The organism is uncultured Methanobrevibacter sp. (assembly GCF_902788255.1).
In the GTDB taxonomy this organism is placed as follows: Archaea; Methanobacteriota; Methanobacteria; order Methanobacteriales; family Methanobacteriaceae; genus Methanocatella.
Genome location: NZ_CADAJR010000004.1, coordinates 33250 through 54656 on the forward strand (window position 1 = coordinate 33250; position 21407 = coordinate 54656).

The following is a 21407-nucleotide window of genomic DNA, read 5'->3' on the forward strand; positions in this document are numbered from 1 at the left end:
AATATATAAATTTTATAATACAACATCAATTCTCCAAATACACGACAATATTTAAAAATCTTAATAAATTTATAAATAAGTTTGAATAAAATAATTTATGTTTAAAAAATATTATCAAGAAGGGATTTTTAAATGACACCAAAAATAATGATTATTCTCGGAAGTGGATCAGATATCGCTATTGCAGAAAAATCAATGGACATTTTAGACAAATTAGAAATACCATACTCTTTAAAAATTGCATCAGCACACAGAACACCTAATCTTGTTCGTGAAATCGTGCAACAGGGTACTGATGCTGGAATAGAAGTATTTATTGGAATTGCAGGTCTTGCCGCACACCTGCCAGGTACAATTGCAGCATATACCCCCAGACCGGTTATCGGTGTGCCTGTAGATGTGAAAACCGATGGTTTGGACGCATTGGATTCAATAATACAAATGCCTTATCCATCCCCTATTGCAACTGTAGGAATAGACAGGGGAGACAATGCCGCAATATTGGCTGCCCAATTTATCGGATTGCATGACGATGAAGTCCACAGGAAAGTTATTGATTTAAGAAAGGAATACGCTAAAAAAGTGATTGACAGCAATGAAAGCATTATAGAGGCAATCGACAGACCATTCCTCAATAACGATTTTATAATGGTCAAAGACCTGGAAATCAATAAAATTGAAGGGGATGAAGAAAATGCAAGATGCAAAAACAAGGATGCTGAAGTGGCAATCATCATTGGAAGACAGACTGATATGCCTGTTGCCAAAAAAGTGGCTGCAATCCTTGACAGGCTTAAAATCACACATGACATGAAGGTTGTCTGTCCAATCAGGTCAAACAAAAAATTCATAGATTACGTCAAATGCATGAAAAATGCAAAAATATTCATTGGAGTAAGTTCCAACTCCTCACAGGTTACCGGTGGAATTGTCGGCCTTACCGCCAGACCTGTTATTGGTGTTCCTTGTACAAATGAAAATGGTGATGACTACAGGCTCACAACTGTCAGCATGCCGCCTGGAGTTCCTGTTGCAACCGTAGGAATAAACAACGGTAAGAACGCAGCAGTATTATCAGGTGAAATCCTCGCTATTGACAATCCCGAAATTGTACAGCTTCTTGATAAATTAAAAGATAAAAAAATTAACTTATAGTGATTAATATGAATCTTACAGATGAAAACATTATAGAAATTACCGATGAGCTTTCAACCGAATATGAAATCTCAAAGGTTTTAAGAGAATATCCTAAGGACACAGTTATCGTTAAAAACGTTAAGGGATATGACATGCCTGTTGTTACCGGTATCTGCAATACACGTGACAAGATTGCAAAATCAATCAACTGTGAAGTGTCCGAGATTACCGAAAAAATCATTGACGCAATGGAAAATCCGGTTAAAGTTGAAAAGTTCACCGACTTTTCAGACTATGATACCTTGGATATTGATTTAGGCAAAATCCCTATTTTAACTCATTATAAACGTGATGGCGGAGCATACATCACTGCAGGCGTAGTGTTTGCACGTGACCCTGTTACCGGCATTCAAAACGCTTCAATTCACCGTATGATGGTACTTGACGATAAAAGGTTAGTAATCAGAATTGTACCAAGAAACCTTTACACTTACTTCCAGAATGCCCAAAAGGCTGGTGAGGATTTGGACATTGCAATAGCAATCGGAATGGATCCGGCGATATTGCTTGCTAGTACAACCTCAATACCAATCGACTATAATGAGATGGAAGTTGCAAACGCCTTTAAAAACGGTGAACTTGAACTTATCAAATGTGGAGACCTGGAGGTTCCACAGTCTGACATTATATTGGAAGGTAAGATTTCAGTGACCGAAACCGTTGCTGAAGGACCATTCGTTGATTTGACCGACACTTACGATATAATTCGTGACCAGCCAATCATCAATTTAAGTAAAATGCACATCAAAAAGGAAAATCCGGCTTACCATGCAATCGTTCCTGCAGGATTTGAACACAAGCTGTTACAAGGACTTCCACAGGAACCTAGGATTTACAAGGCTGTTAAGAATGCGGTCCCTACAGTTGAAAATGTTGTATTGACCGAAGGAGGCTGCTGCTGGTTACATGCAGTTGTATCAATCAACAAGCAGACTGAAGGTGACGGTAAAAACGCAATAATGGCAGCTTTATCAGCACACCCTTCACTCAAGCACTGTGTTGCGGTTGATACTGACGTGAACATATTCGATGCTGAAGATGTCGAGTATGCAATAGCTACACGTGTTAAAGGTGACCGTGACATCATGATTGTTCCTAATGTACGTGGTTCTTCTTTAGATCCTGTAGCTGAAAGTGACGGAACAACCACAAAGATTGGTGTGGATGCTACCAAGTCACTTAAGACATTGGAAAAATTCGAAAGAGTTAGTTTTGGAGAATAAACTAACTTTTTAATTCTTTTTTTAATATTAAATATTTCCTAAATAGACACTTTTTATTCCCTTTTTCTGTGCAATTTCACGTGCCTTGAACAGTATTTCAGGATTGGTAGGTGAAATGTCATTCATCTTATAGTATGGAAATGCCCTTGAAAAATGAAGTGGAACTTCAGGACCGAGTTCATCAACTACAAAATCGCACAACTGAGTTATCTCTTCAACTGAATCATTATGGCCGTTAATGATGAGGTTTGTTATTTCCAGGTGCTTGCCTTCCATGTAAATCCTTCTCAAATTGTCCAGAACAACATCCAACTCTGCACCACAGACCTTTTTGTAGAAATCATTGGACATGCTTTTCAAGTCTATGTTGAATGCATCGACAAATGTCAGGACCTCCTCGATTGACTTGTCCGAAAAGTATCCGTTGCTCACATAGACCACCTTGAGATTTTTCATCCTTGCAAGGATAGAAGTTTTCTTATTGAAAGGCAAGTGTATCGTAGGTTCATTATAGGTCCAAGCAATTGAGTCACAATTATATTTAAGTGCATTTTCCACAATCTCTTCTGGCGTTATTTTAATACCTCGAGAATTTTTATCATATTCATGTGATATCATATAGTTCTGGCAGTGCAAACATGTCATATTACACCCAAAACCTCCGATTGAATAGGTAAATGTTCCCGGTAAAAACTGATTGAACGGCTTTTTTTCAATTGGATCTGGACTCAGTGATGAAACTATTCCATATGATTCATCAAACAATTCTCCATTAATGTTTTTATGCTGTCTGCACACCCCAACATTGCCGTCAGTGATTTTACAGTAGTTGGCACAAATCTCACATCTGATTTTTTGTGTCTTGGAACTTTTCTTATAGAAATCCCTACTCACTAACATAATGCTCATAACCCCTATTTTCAATTCTCTCAACAAAACCGTTTTCACGTGTCAGCTCAATTACATCCGAATCGGTGACCTCTCCGATGACCATACAGTCAATCGGCAACTTCTCCAAATTCTCCTTTGATATTGTAAATAGCAGCTCAAAGTCCTCGCCGACATTTAAAATCAAATCAAGATAATCAAGGTTTAGGCTTTCAGATAGATTTTTATACTCATCAGTGATATTAAGCATTTCCTCATAAATCATAAACCCATAATCTTCCTTTTTTATGGCATACAATTCACTTGCAAGTCCATCTGTGATGTCGGTTGCAGAAGTTGCATACTCCTTTAAAATCATGCCTTCCTTTATACGGGCTTCAGGCTTTAAAGCCTTTCGAGCGTAAATACTGTTAACATCATCCAGTTCAAATCCCAATGCGGCAAGACCTATATCACCGGTTAAACAAATCAAATCACCCATCCCATAGTTATCCATCATCACAGGCTTATCGTTAAGTCCCAGGGCGGTTCCGGTAATTATTATTTCAGATGCCTCATTGGTATCTCCGCCAATTAACGGAATTTGATAATAATCACAGGCACGCAACACTCCCTCAATGATTTCCTTAAATGAATCCACTTCTAAACTTTTTGGCAGTGCGATTGCAAGTAAAAATCCCAAAGGTTCAGCTCCCATTGCTGCCAGGTCACTTACATTTACGGTTACAGCCTTGAATCCCATGTTAAAATAAGACATGTTATCTGGAAAATGCCTTGACTGAATTAGCATGTCGCATGTGGATATCAGATTGGTGGAGTCGAATCTGGTAATTGCCGTATCATCCGGAATAATGTCCTTAGAATTAGATATAATGTATTTTATTAATTCTTTTTCACCAATATCGGAGACTTTAAGAGTCATGAATATTAGTATAAATTTCAAAATAAATAAAGTTAAGTAAAAAAAGTTAAGGAGTTCAGAGATTATCTGAAACTCTGTCCTTAATTATTTCGTATAGACGTGTATCAATACCCAATGGGTCAGTTAATACGATTTCACCATCAAATTCGATTTTTTCATCATCGTGGTCATGATGGTGGTGATGATGATGTCCATGACTGTGTCCGTGGTCATGACCGTGATCATGACCGTGATGGTGGTGATGATGACCACCTGAGATTGATTCAGGGTCGAAATCACTTTCTACACCAAGTATCTGCGGAATGTCCCTTTTGGTGTGAAGACCGTGTGCGACAAATACAGGCACTACGATAATCTTATCCAAATCGTTTTCACTTGTTAATTTGTTGATTGTTTCAGGTATACCTGGTTTTCTTATTTCCATAAAACCATATTCAACCGGCATATCGGGAAATTCTTCCGTATACATTTCTTTATAAGCTTTAATTACTTCTTCCCCATCATCTAATCTAGAACCGTGGCTTAAAAGTAAAATTCCTGTTTTTTTATCAGACATATTTATCACTTTATTAAATTATAAGTTAAATTCACTGAAGTTATCTTGAAAGAAAAATTTTTCAAAAAAATATATGAAAACCTATACGTTTTCATTTATCATACTAATTAAAATATCAATTAAAATATCATCAGCCTTGATTGGCTCCGGATACAATATTTCTCCGTCAAAGTCCACTGGAGTCAAATCATGAGTGTGGTCATGACCGTGTCCATGGCTGTGGGAATGTGAATGGGAGTGTTCATGCTCTTCCAAAAATCCGAGGATATGTGGAATGTCATGAGTTGTGTGCATTCCAGGAGCGATAAAGACAGGCACTACCACCAATCTTTCCAATCCGTTTTCATCTACCAATTTATTGATGGATTCAGGTATGCTTGGACCGCATAATTCCATAAATCCAAAGCTGGATGGTAAATCACAGGTTTTTTCGAATTTGTTATATAATGCGGTTGCAAACTCCTTGTTATAATTTAATCTTGAACCGTGGGTTACAAGTAGAATTCCGGTTTTTGCACTGTCATCCAGTTTGGATTCAGCCAAAGCTTCTTCAATTCTTTTATCAATTATATCTAAGAGTTCATCCCTTGGTCCGATTGAACCTAAAAGTTCGATTTCACCATCGAAGTCAACATCATCTGCGATTGATAAGTAATGTTCTGGCGGATAATTGCCATCAGGACATCTTGGATCGACTTCAAGAGGTTCAAGACCCAATAGTTGTGGAATATCAATGTTGGTATGAATTCCTGGAGCCAAAAAGACAGGTAAAGCAATGATTTTGTCCAAATCATCCACTTGGTCTTTAAGTATTTCCACAGCACCTGCAATTGTTGGCTCGGACACTTTCATGTAACCGATTTCAGCTGCAAGTCCTGTTTTTTTGATAAATTTATCTTTAATCTCAACAAATACCTCTTCTGCGTAAGGTAGGGTACTTCCATGGCTTACGAGAATTACTCCGGTATTATTTGATAACTTTGAATTTATATCCATAGGAGATTACTCCGTCTTCACCATCTTCTCTAACTCTTCTAAATACCATTTCCACATCGTCGCCTATTTCTAGGTCTTCTACATCACAATCAACTAATTGTGAGGTTAATTTTGCACCTTCTTCAAGCTCAATTACTGCTACAGCATAAGGAGCTGACTTTTTAAAGTCATCAGGTGCTGATCTGATTACTGAAAAAGTGTATATTTTACCTTTTCCAGAGAATTGGAATGGTTCAAGGTCTCCTTTTCTTCTACAATTAGGACAAACTACACGAGATGGGAAGAATAACTCTCCACAAGTGTTACATTTAGAACCTATAAGATTATATCTTTGTTGAATATGACGCCATGTTCTTACAGTATCTGACATGTAATGCCTCCATAATTTTCAATAAGTATAATTTATCCTCAATAATATAAAAAAGTATTTTTTTTATTACTGTTTTTGTGCATTTTCGCCAAAATGTAATAACATATTTTCACAAAATCATGCAGTCGCACTTCAACAATTAATTTATAAATTACAGACTAAATTTTTAAAAATGAAAATTAAAAGACTCGATTCAAAAGGTAACATAATTGTTGGCACAACAGCCATATTAATTGTGTCGCTGCTGTTAATAGCCATTTTCGTTGTAACCACCATAAACTACATTCAAAATACAAATCTTGAAAGTGAATCAAATGATAACTTCAAATACATCATTGAAGACTATTCAAGAAATTTGGAAGTTTTGGGAAGGGATTCAATAGCTGAAGCGACACAAAAAGTTTACAACGGCCTGCCGGTGCATGACAGTGAGGACCAAATCAAGAAAAACTTAAACAAGAAATTATCCGATAAAAATGAGGAATACAAAAAGAAGTATGATATTGAATTAAGTTCTGAGGTATTATCTGTCGAGCCAACGGACAGTCCATGGAAAGTATTGTTTAAGGTCAAATTGAATGGAAAAAAGGATAATGAAATGTTTTCTGAAATAATTGAAAGCAACTCATCAATAGAGGGTTTGCGAGACCCGCTTCCTATCGCAAAGCTTACGATAGCATCGGGCATTATGGCATATGACGACAAGATTCACTACAAATCCGCATTATCTGCCTATATGCTTCTTCACAACTTTGATTCCCCAGAATCATATCTGGAGGCAACGGCACCGATGACGATGAAAAAATGTCCATACGACCCCTATGTCCATCATGGAGATCCCGGTGTGTTGAGAGATTGCCTTGATACCGGATACTTTCATGAAAGTGCTGATGGAAGCTGTTATCTTTGCAGACTGGAAGGAAAAGGAAAATGTCCACATTATGGGATGGAAGTATTTATACAGACTCATACGCCCCTGGGAAACGAATCACTCTCATGTTCAGATCATGTAGTATTTGCAGACCACTACAATGGAGAGAAGATAAATCCCGATGACTGGGACAGCCTGATTTTGGACAGCTCACACAGAAAAAAATACGGGTTGGTTGCAAATGAAACTTATTGAAATCAGCATGGTCCTAATTATAATCCTTGTAATATTTGGAGTTATCTTAACTTCAGTTGAAAACTCCACTGAAAAGATTATAAAATCCCAGGAGACAAACAACATGGAAAAAATGGTATCCGAAGTGGTTGACAACCTTATTAACAATCCTGGAGTTCCCGACGACTGGAACAAGTATGGCAAGGGTACACCAGGTCTTGCAATTGTAAATGATGACGACCAGGTAATATCAAACAGCATATCATACGCCAAACTGATTGCACTTGGAAATGATTACGATAATCTTGTAAACAAAAGACTGTTTGACTCCAAAATCAAAACATCCATGGAACTGGCTCCGCAGAAGAGTAGTATTTCAAGTGTAAAAATAGGTGACACCCCTAACGGTGAAGACATCTATTCACTTACACGGCTGGTGAAATGTGATTTCTACAAAAGTTATGTGTTAAATGACTTCCAGATTAAGGGAAAATGCAACAAACAGCATCCTCAGGACGAATACAGCTGCTGTTATTTTAAGGTATTTCCGGGAAACCTGAAAAAGTCCGACTACTATCTGTTGGTGGATACGGGTGAAAAATATGACATTTCATATGTCGTGAGTTCAACAAGGGTCATTAAGGATAGGCCATGGCGAACGGCGATATCAGATACTGTTTATTTGAATGATGAAATTGATTTCTATGATGACAACAGTGCGGTGGTGTTCATTCATCTTGACAAGCCTAATGCAAAGGTCTTGCTTGTGAGCGTTCCAAAAAATTTCAATAAGGAATTTCTAGAATATGACTACTTCAGAACAAATGAATGCCAATTCACAATAAGTGCCTGGCACTAAATCAGGACACCCAAAAAGATAAGGGACATTGAAATTAAAATCAGGCTTGAAATTGAATCTGTGATACTGGTTGAAATTGGAATTACAATGTTGTCCGGATCCAGATTGTTGTTATAGGATGTTACTGAAACATAATAAACGATGATTACCATTATTGCAACTAAAATAAGGCCTGCTGAGGTTGATATTTCAACTATCTTGTCAAAGCCTACACCAACAACACCCAATGCATATGAAGAGCCTTCAGCCAAAAGACCAATTAACGGAAATACTATAATAGCCAGAATAAAGCTTATTATAAAGTTATGGACCGCCTCTCCTTGAGGCCTGTTGAACGGTTCCACCAAACCGGAGTGAAGACCTGAAGATATCCTTGCTCCCAATATACTGATTAGGCTTCCGCACTCGCCTGAGAATAGCGGTACCAGTGTTAACAGACTTGGATTAGTCAGCAATGTTTCAACTGCAGAGTTCAGAATTCCTCCGGCAGCCCCTCCCAAAAGGGAACATAAAAGTAAAACCGGTGTGGACTGTCTTAATATGGTATTTGTTTCATAGGACAACCTATAGCAGTAAATAAAGCTTAAAATAACAGCAATCAATATTATAACTAGAACAATATCCTCAAATATATAATTAAAATTTATTAAATCCAAAATGAATACTGATAGGATGATAGCAGGCAATGTGAACAAGTCTCCGAATGCTGCAATGATAGGACTTGTAATGTTGTCTGGATCCCATCCATGCTGGAAGCTTTTGAATGAAACAAACATTGTTATAGGAAGCATTATCAGGTTTGAAATAATCCCAGCAATAACACTAATCAATATAAAATCAATAAGGCTCATTGACGGTTGGTTAAATATAATACATAATATCTTAGCCACTATTGCTAAAAACAGTGATAAAACCAATGTCAGAACAAATGATGAGAAGATATTGTGATTTAACTCTTCCGAAAATTCAAATTTAGGTGAAATTATACCAATGTGTAGGTTGGTTGACAGCCTTGATGCGAATGAACCAAAAATATTTCCTCTCATACCTATCGCACCGGGAATTATAACTAACAGTCCCGGAAATGTTTCAAGGAAAAATGTCATCTTACCTAAGATAACACCTGCACATAAATCACCTATTGCACAAATAAGCAATGCCAAAAGGCTTTCCTTAATAATTGAGTTGTGTTCACTAACAAAATCAGGAAATGTTGAAAATATAGATAGTGGACTGCGATTCTTCTTCTGCTGTTCTGTCACAAATATCACTACCTATAATCATTTTTATCAACTCTAGTCTTCGTCTTCTAATTCTTCTGGAATATCTTCGAGGGAACATGCTCCAGCCGCTAATTTTTCAAGTAAATCAGCACCTTCATCAGTTCCCTTTAAAATTAATGTATCGTCAGCTAATAATGTTGTATGTTTATCCGGACCGTATATCCAGGATACTCCTCTTCTAATCGCAATTACTCTCATACCGGTACGATTAACTAACAATAAATCTCCTAATGTATTATTTGCTAAATCTGAATTTTCTTCAATTTTCACTCTAACGATACTTTTATCGGATTCTTCCATAACCATCTTAAATACAGGATGAGGTTTGAATCCGGTAATTACTAAATCTGCTAAATCTTTTGCGGCATTTGCTATACTTTCAGCAGCTTCTGCAATTTCAAGCAGAGCGGTTAATTTTTCAGCATCTTCATATGATCTTGCAGCAACTAACGATTCTTTTTTGATTTCATAATTCATGGAGTTAACTTCATTTTCTAAAGCTATTACTTCTTCAGCGGCCGCTTTACTGTTGAACAATATAGCAGAATATGCTAAATCAACCATTAACTCCGACATATTTTTCATTTCTATTAAAAGATTTTTGATTGACAATTCAAATTCCCCTAAAGATCATTTGGATTTGTTTTTAATAAACATGCTTTTCTAAGTTTTAATAATGTCTTCTTCTTGGTTTTTAGGTCTTCAACCTCTTCGAGAATGTTTTCCAAAGGCTCTCTTAAACATTCAACAGGTTCTTTTGTATGTAACCAGTGACAATGTGTACAGTTCCATACACCTTTGCCTTTAATCCATTCCCCTCCGGTTGCAGAATCTCCACATGGATAGAAAGGACAATAACAGAAATCACAGTATTGGCCTTCAAAATGGCATGGATAAAATTCACATTCCCTGTTTGGACCATGTGCCACTTCACCATTCAAGAATTTTTCATAATGATTTTGTGATAACGGATGGATTTTTGACCTTATAACGTATCCTCTTGGTGTTATTAGCTTGTCATCCTGAACATAGGTTATATCGTTTCCAACTATAAGAGTGCAGGACATGTTTACGATGTCCTCTGTCAGGTCTTTGACCTTGACAATAGTTGGTTTTGGAGGTTCATAAGTACTGTCAATAATGCCTATTAATGCATCTTCGCCCTTTATGTCCAAAACACATTGCTTGAATCTTCTGAAAGGTTCCTTACGTGTTTTGCTTATGGGATTATATATTGCAACGATTAGATTTGCCTCAAGTGCATATCTCAACTTCTTTTCTATTTCTGACATTGGAGTTAAAATATTGCTTAAGCTTATTGCAGCAAAATCATGCAATGGAGCTCCCAGATGGCTTGATGCATAGTTCAGTGCAGATACTCCAGGATAAACCTTTATTTCAACATCTTCATATTTGCTTACAATCTGATAAAGTACGTTAGCCATTCCAAAGACACCAGGGTCTCCGGAACTAATTAATGAAACGGTTTGGCCTTCCTGACTTTTTTGAATAGCAAATTCAGCACGTGCTATCTCATCACCCATACCTTTTTTTACAACTTCCTTTCCGTCAAGCAAATCTTCAATCTGGTTAATATATTTCTTATAACCAATGACGACATCGGATTCCTCAATAGCTTTAAGGGCACCTAAAGTCATGTTTTCGCGGTTTTGGCCAATTCCTATTACATTAATCATTTTATCACTAGTACAATTTTAAAACAGAAGTTATTGTAATTGTATTTTCATCCACTCTCAAACCGTTCTCCTTATATGAGGCATGACCGGTTGCTATAACCTTATATGATGGGTTCTGACTTATAACGATTTGACCTGATGTTGAATTTGGTGAAGCATAACCTAACGCTTCAATATTTACAGTGAAATTCTTGTTATCAGTATCTTCAAATGTTGTAATGTTCATTGAATCCACATTAACCCCATCAACCTTCGATAGCGATTCCATCTTGAGCGCAACATCTTTTTTGTTGGTTATGTTAACTGGAGATGGATCTTTGATTAAAGCCTCATTTACCTTATCAGGACTGAACATTTCCTGGATTTTTGAAACCTGCATATCAATCAATCCCTGAACGTTTGGAGCTTCGGCTGTAACAATAGTATATGAACTAAAAAGACCTAATTCAAAAAATACAATAAATAACACTATTATCAATACAACTTTTAGTATTTTACTTGCCATTTTATCACAATCATTAATATAGATTATATAATAAGTTAAAATATATTTTTAATATATAATAAATATAACTCAAATTTCAACCCCAAAACAATATTGATTTCAAAAATTCTCAAAGTTTATAAACATAGAAAAATAAATTTTTTAACAATATGTCAACTAATAAAATTCTATTAAAATTTGCAAAAAAGGGAATAAACCTATCACCTGAAGCTTATGATAAAGTCATCAATGCAGAAAATCCTGTAGATTTTGCATCAAATTTAATAGTTAAATTAAAAAGTGATAAGTTTACTTCTAAAGATCTTGTTAGCGTCAGTGGTGAAACTGTTGACGAAATTACAGGCAATAAAGTTGCACCAGAAACCAGTAACCAGGACACTTTAATTAAAGACGAAAAAAAAGTTGATAAAACACCACAGCCGGAAAACAAAACTACTGAAGCAAAAAAACCTATTGTCGGTTTAAAAAGCACAAATAAAACAGCTGAAGTAAATAACGCTTCTGCTGAAAAGCCGAAAGTTGAAAAAACAGCTGAAGCTCCCGATGTAAAAACTGAAGTGAAAAAACCGACATCAATAGAAAATCTCAAAAAGGAATCTGACAAACCTGAAATACATGTAAATGAGGAAATCGAAAAGGTTTCAGAAACCATTAAGGATACAAAAATCAAGTTCAAAAGAAACGAACAGAAAAGTAACGTTACATATGACTTTAAAATCATTCAGGATACAAGTAAAAAGTCATATACCAGCGGTGAACTTGAAAACCTCATATCCTATTTCAAAAGCAGGTATGAAAAGCTTGCCAACATTCTATCAAGAAGGCCTGAACTTAGGAATTTTACCAAAATAGCAGATATCGATGACGGAATGGACAGCCTAAGCATGATTTTGATGGTCCGTGAAATTAGAACCAGTAAAAACGGCCATAAGATCGTGGAATTTGAAGACGATACCGGAACCATATCTGTTCTCTTTTCTAAAAACAACGAAGAAATGTTTGCCGAAGCCGAAAAGCTTGTTAAAGATGAGGTTGTGGGTGTCATTGCAAACAAGAGTGATGACAGAAACTTTGCATTCGGCCAGCAGATCATAAATCCGGGTGTCTTAAGGATACCGGACAAGGAAATGGATTTCGGTATAGTATTCCTTTCAGATGTTCACATAGGAAGTCTGACATTCCTTGAAGATGCATTCCAAAGGTTCATTGACTGGATTAACTGTGAAGCCGGTGATGAGGAGCAGAGAAGAGTTGCTGAGGATGTAAAATACCTTATTATCGGTGGGGACATCGTGGACGGTATTGGTGTATATCCTAACCAGGATAAGGAACTTGCAATCAAGGACATCACAGAACAGTACAATGAGGCTGCAAGATTTCTGGGAAATATCCGAAGCGACATTAAAATCATTATCGCTCCAGGAAACCACGACGCATCAAGAGTGGCTGAACCACAGCCTGCAGTGCCTGAAGAGTATGCTAAGGCATTGTATGAACTTGACAACGTTGAATTTATCTCAAACCCTGGTGTAGTATCACTTGATGGTATTAATGTTTTAATCTACCACGGACGTAGCTTTGACGACATGGTAATGGCAGTTAAGGAATTCGAGTATGAAAAAAGTGAATTGATCATGGAAGAACTGTTAAAGAAAAGACACCTTGCACCGCTCTATGGTGAAAGAACTCCACTAGCATCAGAACTTGAAGACTACCTTGTAATAGATGAGGTTCCTGATATTTTCCACACAGGCCACATTCACATTAACAGCTACAAAAGATTCAAGGGCGTTCACTTAATCAACTCAGGTACTTTTCAGACACAGACAGAGTTCCAGAAAATCTATAACATCAACCCAACTCCTGCAGAAGTGCCTATCATTCATAAGGGAAAATACAAACATTATAAATTCATATGAGGTTATTTGATGAAAAAAAATGTTAATGAAATTATTGAAGTTTCAAATGAAATCTATGACAAGGGCCTTGTTTCCGGAAAGGCCGGTAATATCAGTGAAAGATTCGGAGATGTAGTGGCAATCACCCCTACTTTGAAATCATTGTCCAACTTATCAGAGGAGGATATTGTTCTAGTGGATATGGAAGGTAACGTGCTTACACAGGGAAAACCGTCCTCTGAAGTAAACATGCATCTTGAAATCTATAAAAAAAGACCTGATGTCACAGCAATAGTGCATACCCATTCACCATATGCAACAGGTTTTGCATTTTCAGATAAAAAGCTCAAAAGACTCGAAGGATTTGGAGCGATCAAGACACAATATCTACAGTCCATCGAATATGAAAAACCTGGAAGTGACGAACTGGCAAAAAGTGCTAGTGAAGGACTTGGCGATGAGGATGTCCTGATTTTAAAAAACCATGGTGTTATCTGTGTTAGTGATGATTTAAGAGAGGCTATGCTTCTTGCGGTATTCGTTGAAGAGACCGCTAAAACACAATTTATTACTTTAATGTTAAATTCAGTTGAAGATAATGATTAATCTTCATCTGAAATTACATCTGTTTTGTTTCTGTTTTTCATTCCTTCCTCAATCATTTTTATGATTAAGCCGGATAATGAAGTTTCTTCATCAATTGCAATTTTTTTTAATTCCTTTTTTAAATCCTTTGGTAAGTTTATTGTAGTTTTGCTTATATCTGACATGTATAATAATTCATTTTTAATTTAATATATATTTTTCTACGAAAATTATCTAATTACCACAAACTATTTAAATCCATTGGAAACATATATTTACATAATAGTTATCTTACTTGTTTTAAGTTTATTGATTTTGGAGGGATATAATATGAGTAACCAAGCAATCGAAGAGGTCTGTGAAATACTTGACTACATTTCAGATAATAATACTGTACCTCGTAACATTAGAGAAGCAGCTAATCAATCTTGTGACTTATTAAAAGATGATGAACAAGATCAATCCGTAAGAATAAGTACTGTTCTTGGGAAATTAGATGAAATCAGTAACGACCCTAATATACCAGTGCATGCCAGAACTTTAATTTGGGAAGTTTTATCTAAATTAGAAGCTATTTAAACTAGCTTTCTAAATTTACTCTTTTTTTTAAATATTTTTATATAAATAATTAATTGGAAACGGCAATTGATATTGTAATGCCGTCATATGATGTTTTTTTATAAATTAATTTTGAATCGAAACCTGCCATTATCAGTGCTGAAGGTTCACATACTCCATAGATGCCGAACTTTGAGTATACAAAATCAGATTTGGTAACATCACGGGATTCAAACAATCTCAATTTATCGATTTCCACAAATTCAACGGGAATTTCTAGTTTATCTGACAATTCCAATATTCCCTTTTCGTCCTTTTTTATCTCGGCAGAGGTTAGCATGTTGACACGTGAAGGCATGATATTCAAATCATCCAGTGATTTTTTTAACCCATCATAAATCTTTTCACATTCCTTTCCACGCCTGCATCCGATACCTACTACAATCTTTTTCTCTTTTAAAATTATCTTATGTTCATCGATTTCAACATGTATTTCATCAACACTTATCTTTGATGAGTAGTAAATCGAGAGGTCGATTTCAAGTGTATTATTGTTCAAGTATTCAAACAGATAATCGAAATTCTTATTTGGATTGATGGTAAATGACAGTTCATTGCCTTCAAGAATTGCCTTGTTGAAATACAAGATTTCCTTTGTATTGTCAATTGTCAAATAGAGGTCCTTTGCCAAAACATCAATACCAAGCTTTTTGTTGACATCGGTTGATGTTGTGATTACAGGTGTTGCGTCAATAAGTCCTGAAATTTTATGTGCAAGTTCATTTGCACCGCCGAGATGGCCCGAAAGTGTTGATATGACAAAGTTGCCATTGTCATCGATGTTTAAAACAGCAGGATCAGTGACTTTTGATTCAACCAATGGAGCAATTGATCTTATCAGTATTCCTGATGCCATAATGGCAATTATTGCATCATATTCATAGAATAGAACCGGAAAATAATTTTTAACATTCTTGTGATACAGGTCACATCTTATTACAGTTGAATCATCATCCAACTTATCCTTTAATTTCAATGCCAATGTTCTACCTTTATCGGAAACTGATATGATTGCCATTTTCATAATATCACATAGAATAATGTTAATAATAATAAAATTGTTATTGTAAATAAGATAATTGTCAATCTGGATAAGTTAACAGCCTTTGTAATATCATCCTTTGATATTACTTTATTGTCATCACCTAAAATATAGGTATCCTTTTTTATCAGCTGAATATTCAAAGCTCCCGCTGTTGTTGCCATTGTATAACCAGAATTTGGTGAAGGGCATTTTCTGGCATCCCTTCTCATTATTTTATAAGCATTTCTGCCGTCAAGCCTTAACAGGTAAGCTGCCAATACAACAAATAGTCCTGACAATCTGGCAGGGATATAATTTAATATATCATCGATTTTTGCCGGGAAAAAACCGATATTCTTAAGCTCATCAGTTTCATAACCAAGCATTGCATCCTGAGTGTTTGAAATCCTGTATAACATTGGTATCAGCAGTAAATAATATAAATAATCATTTAAAGGATAATATAATATTATTAGACCAAAAATAAAGTAATAAAAAACAGGTGCAACATATGAGTCAGTGATGTTTTCTGTGAGACTTTCAATAGATGCAGAAACAATGAATGATTCTGTCAGCTCTTCTGTGTCACGACTCACCAGGTATGATACAAGCTGCCTTGCCTTGTCAATGCTAATGTCCAGTGCATCTTTAACATCAGCAGCTGTCTGCAATAGCATTTTCACTGAAAATGTTGATGATAAAAGCACTATAAAAACAATTGAAAACAGTAACATGTTGAGTGAAGATACAAGATATATAACATATAATATTACACTTGCAACAATACATACACACACTACCAATATTAATCCTGACAGTCTGCTTTTAATTCCAATTAATATTTTTTTAAAAAAACTTATTATTGATCCTATTATAACAACAGGATGTATTTTAGTTGGAAGTTCTCCAAATATCAAATCTATCGCTAATGACAATATTAAACTTAATGTAATAAATAAAAACAGATTAAATGAATTTATTGTATTAAAATTAAAAAATATAATGTCATTAATATTAATCATAGTTTAATTTATATAATTAAAAAATAAATAATTTATTATAAATTTTTTTTAAAAGATGATATTATGGATCTTGAAGAAAAAGTAAGACAATGGTTAACAGATGAAGATTTGTTAAGAGAAGCAAAATATGACGAAAATGCAGATTTTCACTACATTATAGAATTTCCTAAAGAAAACATAATGGATATCGTTAAACCAACAGATAAGGACTGTTTGATTATTGCCTGCGCTACACAAGTTGCTCCTCAACATATGGATTTGATGAAGGCTAGTGATGATATTACCAGGAAAGACTTTCTTATGGAATTGAACTTTGGTTTGAATCAGTTCCTGGTTGATTTTGAACTTCAGGTTGCACAGGATATCTTGCAGCAATTTGTTGTAACTGAACAATTGTTTGAAGACGGTTTGAATAAAAATGAATTTATTAGAACCATTAAACGTGTTTTTAAATCAAAATTACATTGTATCTGGTTAATCGACCAAAAGTTTGGTCGCCAACAATTTAATGCCTCACCTTCCAATCAGAATGACATGTTCATCTAGAGAGAGGGAGATGCATTTCAAGTGAAACACTTTTGCGAATATATTCGCGACTGAAGGGGTATATTTCAACTGTAACACTTGAAATATATCTTTTTTTATTTTCCTTATTTTTTGATTTTGAAGTTTGATTAATCCTATTTTTATAATTTACAATTTTTATTGAAATTTTCATATTTTTTTACACTTGAAACACACCTCTTGATTTTCGGCATTTTGAAAAAATACATTACACTTGAAACACACCTCTCTGTCTTTGTGACAAATCATGATAGATTTTTCAAAAGTGGTGTCCAATAGACGATTTGACATCTGTCAATTCATATTTTTTTGAGATTTTTACACTTGAAATTCATATCTTTTATTTGAAATTTAACCATTTCATTTTTAAAAAAATATTTTCTTATTAATGTTTAAATTAAGTTTAAAGAATGCATAATTATTTTAATTTAAATTTATTGGTATTTAGTTTGTATTTCCATTATTCACGAATTTTAGGAGATTTAATTTCACATGATTTTTTCAAATTTATTACAATTTTTTCGAAGTTTAATCCAAAACTTTATTTATCAACACTTTTATAATATTAACACTGGAAATTATACTTACATCATTTTATTTTTTTAATGTTAATATTAGGGTGGAAATATGGGAAATATTTTTGAAGATGAAGAACTTATTAAAAACCGACGTGAAAATCCAATTTTTAAAGACAAAAAACCTTTAGATCACAGATTTTTACCAGATAAACTTGTTCACAGGGATCATCAAATCAGAGAAATAGCTAAACAATGGGTTGATGTTTTGAATGATGTTACTCCATCAAATGTGACACTATACGGTAAAACAGGTACCGGTAAAACAGCAGCCTCCAAATTTGCACGTGAACAGTTGATTGAAGCGGCTGATAAAGATAATATTTTTGTGAAAATCGAGTACATAAGATGTACCGACTACACAACCGAATATCAGGTTATTGCAGAGTTATGTAATCGTTTAGGAAGGGATGTTCCAAACCGTGGTTGGACCAAGGCTGAAGTTGTAAAGGCATTCAGAACCCTTTTTAGAACAAACGCATTTGGTAAAAAATTGCATCTTATAGTTATCCTGGACGAAATCGATATACTTCTTGAAAAAGACGGCGACGGAATATTATATACACTGACAAGAACAGATAATGTTGCGGTTTTATCAATCAGTAATTACCTTGACTTTAAGAATCTAATCAAATCAAGAGTTACAAGCAGTTTAAATGATAAGGAAATTGTTTTCCCACCTTACGGAGCAGACCAATTGTCAGATATATTGAATGAAAGGGCACAACTCTCATTCAGGGATGGTGTACTTGAAGGTGATGTCATTCCATTATGTTCTGCAATGGCGGCCAAAGAAGAAGGTGACGCAAGATATGCTCTGGATTTACTTAAAAATGCTGGTGAATTGGCTTTCGATGAATTTTCAGAAAAAGTTACAAGCGAACATGTTGTGAAAGCTAAAGACAGAATAGAACACAATAAAATAACCGAAATAATAACCACCCTTCCACTTCAACAGCAGAGGGTCCTTGAAGCAATTTTGAATTTAACTAAACAAAAAGAGGAAATCACTTCAGGAAAACTGTATGAATCATACACTGACATTTCCAAAAGCGATGCAGTAACCTATAGAAGAATTTTTGACTTTATCAATGAACTTGAAATGCTTGGAATTATTTCAACAAATACCGTTTCACGCGGACGTGGAAAAGGTAGAACCAACATCATCAAACTTCAATGTGATGAAACATTACTCGAAACAGCTCTATACACTATTTAGGGTTGTTTTTTATTAATGTTTTTAGAATAGCCATCCTGACCGGAACGGCATTTGCTGCCTGGGCGAAGTATTTGTTGTATTTTGTATTGTCCACATTGGTATCGATCTCATCAATTCTAGGCAGTGGATGCATAACAATCAAATCCTTTCCTTCCAACATTTTTTTGTTGATTATATATGCGCCTTTTATTTTTAAGTAATCGTCAACGTCAATGAAACGTTCCTTTTGGATTCTGGTTACATATAAAACGTCGACATCATCAATGACTTTTTCAATGTTTTCAACTTCCTCATATTCAACATTGGTTTTGTTTAAGTCATGAAGAATTTCCTGAGGCATTTTAAGCTCTTTAGGTGATACCAGATAAATTTTGATATTGTTAAAAAGAGTTAGAGCATTTGATAGAGAATGTACGGTACGTCCATACTTTAAATCACCGATTAAAGCGATTTTTAAATCGTCAAGTTTACCTATTTCCTTTTTGATTGTGTATAAATCTAGAAGTGTCTGGGTTGGGTGTTGGCCTGCACCGTCACCTGCATTGATTACTGGAACATTTACCACATCTGATATGAATTTTGAAACTCCCTCAAGTTCGTGCCTGATTACAAGCGCATCACAGTATCCCTCAAACATTTTTGCAGTATCCGCAATACTTTCACCTTTGGAAACGGAACTGGATCCACTATTTTCAAAACCTATTTCCTGTCCTCCCAAACGTTTCATTGCTGTTTCAAAGGACATTTTTGTTCTGGTGGATGGTTCAAAAAACATTAAACCCAAAATTTTTCCTTTTAACTCTTCTGAAATTTTTCTAGATTGTGCAATATCTTCTAGTTTTGACGCTTCTTCAAGTATGTATTCAATATCTTCTCTATTGAAGTCTTTTATTGAAATTATGTTTTTTAATCTGAAAATTTTAATCAACCCTTTTTTCAATAAGATTATTCATGTAGTCGGCAAACTTATCTATTTCACTAATGTTTAAGCTTGGAAGTTCCATATCAAGATCTTGATATTTTTCAATTATTTTATTTGTCTTTATCTTTTTAAAAAAATTTCCCTCATCAGCATCCAATTCATAACCGAAATTTGAGTAAATGTTTGATGAATTAACCAATTCTTCAGAAAAAGTATCATTAAATCTGTTTTTATCCTCTTCACAGTTTATTATCAATCCTAATGGCTTTTCCTTTAGGTTTTTCATGTTTTTGGAAATGTATCTCTTCAGTGAACTTTGTACATTGCCATTTAAAGCTGATGCAGCCAGAATCAAAAAATTGTATTTAATGATGCAGTCATTTTTGGCCAAGTCTATCGGAATAAGCTGTACCTCCGCATTCACTTTTCTTTCAAGTATTTTACAGGATTTTTTTGTTGATTTGTTAGTTGTAGTGTATATAATTCCAATTCTCATATGATTCTTTCAATCGGCACGACTAAAATATCACGGGCGCCGGCATTTCTCAAGTCATTGACCAATTCAAATACTTGTTTTTCATCAATAACTGCCTGTACAGCGACGGTCTTTTTATCTGACAGTACTTCTGAAATTGTCAAACCACCCATTGACGGCATTACCTCTTTAACTTTATCCAGGTCAGCCTCATCCACATTCATCATGATGAGTTTCTTTCTGTCCGCATCAAGTACACCCTTTATACTTGTGCTTACAGACTCAATAAGTTCTTTTTTGGTTTTTAAGCTTTCATTGTTAGCGATAAGCTTGATTGTACTTTCCAAAATTACGTCGATTATTTCTAGATGGTTCATCTTAAGTGTGGTTCCTGTACTTGTCAGGTCTGTAATCAAATCTGCAATTCCAATGAACGGAGCGGCTTCGGTAGATCCACTTAATTTTACAATCTTTAAATCCAATCCCTTTTCCTGTAGGTATTTTTGGGTTAATACAGGAAATTCAGTTGCCACCTTCATGTCATTGGTTATATCATCAATTGAGTTTATGTTTGATTCTTCAGGAGCTGCAATGACCAGTTTTGTCTGTCCAAATCTTAAATCCAACAGTTCGCTGACATCCGCTTCAGATTCATTGATTAAATCAACACCGGTTATTCCCATATCGGCCACACCATCATTGACAAATTCAGGAATATCTGATGCTCTTGCAAACATAACTTCTATATCTTCATTAAATGTTTTTGAAATTAATTTACGATTGTTTTTATCGATTAAACCTAATCCTGCCTTTTCTAGGATGTTTATAGAAGGCTCACTGATTCTTCCCTTGGAAGGAACTGCAATTTTTATTTTCATTTTAATCTTCTCTACATTTTTTCTGT

The 21407-nt window shown here is 35.0% G+C and carries 24 protein-coding genes; 9 read left to right on the plus strand and 15 right to left on the minus strand.

The genetic code is table 11. The features are described 5' to 3' along the window. Positions 1-132: 132 nt before the first annotated feature. Both purE and QZV03_RS01665 read left to right on the plus strand, forming a co-directional pair. Positions 133-1155 carry a 5-(carboxyamino)imidazole ribonucleotide mutase gene (purE, locus tag QZV03_RS01660; protein WP_296873975.1) on the plus strand — a complete coding sequence of 341 codons (1023 nt, stop codon included), beginning with the start codon at positions 133-135 and terminating at the stop codon, positions 1153-1155. Positions 1156-1163: 8 nt separating this feature from the next. Beyond that, positions 1164-2420 (plus strand): UbiD family decarboxylase, encoded by a 1257-nt coding sequence (locus tag QZV03_RS01665; protein ID WP_296873976.1) that lies wholly within the window; start codon positions 1164-1166, stop codon positions 2418-2420. 27 nt (positions 2421-2447) lie between these two features. On the opposite strand, the gene amrS is transcribed toward QZV03_RS01665, so the two are convergent. The 5 genes from amrS to QZV03_RS01690 form a co-directional block, all read right to left on the minus strand. Continuing rightward, on the minus strand, positions 2448-3320 hold the full coding sequence (gene amrS, locus QZV03_RS01670) for an AmmeMemoRadiSam system radical SAM enzyme (RefSeq protein WP_342764217.1): 873 nt from the start codon (positions 3318-3320) through the stop codon (positions 2448-2450). Continuing rightward, positions 3307-4230, minus strand: a complete 924-nt coding sequence (thiL, locus tag QZV03_RS01675) for a thiamine-phosphate kinase (RefSeq protein WP_296873978.1) — start codon at positions 4228-4230, stop codon at positions 3307-3309. Before thiL ends, amrS begins: the two co-directional genes overlap by 14 nt. A 55-nt stretch (positions 4231-4285) precedes the next feature. Further along, a complete protein-coding gene (gene cfbA, locus QZV03_RS01680; RefSeq protein WP_296873979.1) occupies positions 4286-4786 on the minus strand; it encodes a sirohydrochlorin nickelochelatase in 501 nt (166 codons plus the stop codon). Between the two features lie 81 nt (positions 4787-4867). Then, entirely contained in the window at positions 4868-5782 is a 915-nt protein-coding gene (cfbA, locus tag QZV03_RS01685; protein ID WP_296873980.1) for a sirohydrochlorin nickelochelatase, read from the minus strand. Then, positions 5754-6152 (minus strand): Zn-ribbon domain-containing OB-fold protein, encoded by a 399-nt coding sequence (locus QZV03_RS01690; protein ID WP_296873981.1) that lies wholly within the window; start codon positions 6150-6152, stop codon positions 5754-5756. Before QZV03_RS01690 ends, cfbA (QZV03_RS01685) begins: the two co-directional genes overlap by 29 nt. Positions 6153-6324: 172 nt before the next feature. On the opposite strand from QZV03_RS01690, the gene QZV03_RS01695 reads away from it, so the two are divergent. Beyond that, on the plus strand, positions 6325-7278 hold the full coding sequence (locus QZV03_RS01695) for a hypothetical protein (RefSeq protein ID WP_296873982.1): 954 nt from the start codon (positions 6325-6327) through the stop codon (positions 7276-7278). Continuing rightward, positions 7265-8116 carry a hypothetical protein gene (locus QZV03_RS01700; RefSeq protein ID WP_296873983.1) on the plus strand — a complete coding sequence of 284 codons (852 nt, stop codon included), beginning with the start codon at positions 7265-7267 and terminating at the stop codon, positions 8114-8116. Before QZV03_RS01695 ends, QZV03_RS01700 begins: the two co-directional genes overlap by 14 nt. Here QZV03_RS01700 and QZV03_RS01705 read toward each other — a convergent pair. From QZV03_RS01705 to QZV03_RS01720, 4 genes are read right to left on the minus strand one after another with little or no spacing between them, the layout of a single operon-like run. Beyond that, the gene (locus tag QZV03_RS01705) at positions 8113-9378 is read right to left on the minus strand and encodes a magnesium transporter (RefSeq protein WP_296873984.1); all 1266 of its coding nucleotides are present in this window, start codon (positions 9376-9378) and stop codon (positions 8113-8115) included. The genes QZV03_RS01700 and QZV03_RS01705 overlap by 4 nt on opposite strands. 33 nt (positions 9379-9411) lie before the next feature. Continuing rightward, a complete protein-coding gene (locus QZV03_RS01710; protein WP_296873985.1) occupies positions 9412-10011 on the minus strand; it encodes a potassium channel family protein in 600 nt (199 codons plus the stop codon). Between the two features lie 11 nt (positions 10012-10022). Next, complete coding sequence (gene cobJ, locus QZV03_RS01715; RefSeq protein WP_296873986.1) at positions 10023-11096, minus strand: precorrin-3B C(17)-methyltransferase; 1074 nt, start codon at positions 11094-11096, stop codon at positions 10023-10025. A 7-nt stretch (positions 11097-11103) separates the two neighbouring features. Then, a complete protein-coding gene (locus QZV03_RS01720) occupies positions 11104-11601 on the minus strand; it encodes a hypothetical protein (protein WP_296873987.1) in 498 nt (165 codons plus the stop codon). A 149-nt stretch (positions 11602-11750) separates the two neighbouring features. Here QZV03_RS01720 and QZV03_RS01725 point away from each other — a divergent pair, with 149 nt between their 5' ends. Next, complete coding sequence (locus QZV03_RS01725) at positions 11751-13520, plus strand: DNA-directed DNA polymerase II small subunit (RefSeq protein WP_296873988.1); 1770 nt, start codon at positions 11751-11753, stop codon at positions 13518-13520. 9 nt (positions 13521-13529) lie between these two features. Beyond that, complete coding sequence (locus QZV03_RS01730; protein WP_296873989.1) at positions 13530-14105, plus strand: class II aldolase/adducin family protein; 576 nt, start codon at positions 13530-13532, stop codon at positions 14103-14105. Here the strand turns inward: QZV03_RS01730 and QZV03_RS01735 are convergent. Next, the gene (locus QZV03_RS01735) at positions 14102-14269 is read right to left on the minus strand and encodes a Met repressor (protein WP_296873990.1); all 168 of its coding nucleotides are present in this window, start codon (positions 14267-14269) and stop codon (positions 14102-14104) included. The genes QZV03_RS01730 and QZV03_RS01735 overlap by 4 nt on opposite strands. 145 nt (positions 14270-14414) lie before the next feature. Between QZV03_RS01735 and QZV03_RS01740 the strand changes: the two genes are divergently transcribed. Then, positions 14415-14663, plus strand: a complete 249-nt coding sequence (locus tag QZV03_RS01740) for a UPF0147 family protein (RefSeq protein ID WP_292801448.1) — start codon at positions 14415-14417, stop codon at positions 14661-14663. A 49-nt stretch (positions 14664-14712) separates the two neighbouring features. Here the strand turns inward: QZV03_RS01740 and QZV03_RS01745 are convergent, their stop codons facing one another. Together QZV03_RS01745 and QZV03_RS01750 are read right to left on the minus strand one after the other, a co-directional pair. Then, positions 14713-15726 (minus strand): cobalt-precorrin 5A hydrolase, encoded by a 1014-nt coding sequence (locus QZV03_RS01745; protein ID WP_296873991.1) that lies wholly within the window; start codon positions 15724-15726, stop codon positions 14713-14715. Beyond that, the gene (locus tag QZV03_RS01750) at positions 15723-16748 is read right to left on the minus strand and encodes a cobalamin biosynthesis protein (protein WP_296873992.1); all 1026 of its coding nucleotides are present in this window, start codon (positions 16746-16748) and stop codon (positions 15723-15725) included. Before QZV03_RS01750 ends, QZV03_RS01745 begins: the two co-directional genes overlap by 4 nt. A gap of 63 nt (positions 16749-16811) precedes the next feature. Here QZV03_RS01750 and QZV03_RS01755 point away from each other — a divergent pair, with 63 nt between their 5' ends. Beyond that, complete coding sequence (locus QZV03_RS01755) at positions 16812-17294, plus strand: DUF2299 domain-containing protein (protein WP_296873993.1); 483 nt, start codon at positions 16812-16814, stop codon at positions 17292-17294. 645 nt (positions 17295-17939) lie between these two features. Then, on the plus strand, positions 17940-19106 hold the full coding sequence (locus QZV03_RS01760; RefSeq protein ID WP_296873994.1) for an orc1/cdc6 family replication initiation protein: 1167 nt from the start codon (positions 17940-17942) through the stop codon (positions 19104-19106). On the opposite strand, the gene pyrB is transcribed toward QZV03_RS01760, so the two are convergent. The 3 genes from pyrB to hisG are packed head-to-tail and all read right to left on the minus strand — an operon-like array spanning position 19099 to position 21381. Then, positions 19099-20034 (minus strand): aspartate carbamoyltransferase, encoded by a 936-nt coding sequence (pyrB, locus tag QZV03_RS01765; protein WP_296874020.1) that lies wholly within the window; start codon positions 20032-20034, stop codon positions 19099-19101. The genes QZV03_RS01760 and pyrB overlap by 8 nt on opposite strands. After that, entirely contained in the window at positions 20027-20524 is a 498-nt protein-coding gene (locus tag QZV03_RS01770; RefSeq protein ID WP_296873995.1) for a flavodoxin domain-containing protein, read from the minus strand. Before QZV03_RS01770 ends, pyrB begins: the two co-directional genes overlap by 8 nt. Then, positions 20521-21381, minus strand: coding sequence for an ATP phosphoribosyltransferase (gene hisG / locus QZV03_RS01775; protein ID WP_296873996.1), 861 nt, complete (start codon positions 21379-21381; stop codon positions 20521-20523). Before hisG ends, QZV03_RS01770 begins: the two co-directional genes overlap by 4 nt. Positions 21382-21407 lie beyond the last annotated feature (26 nt).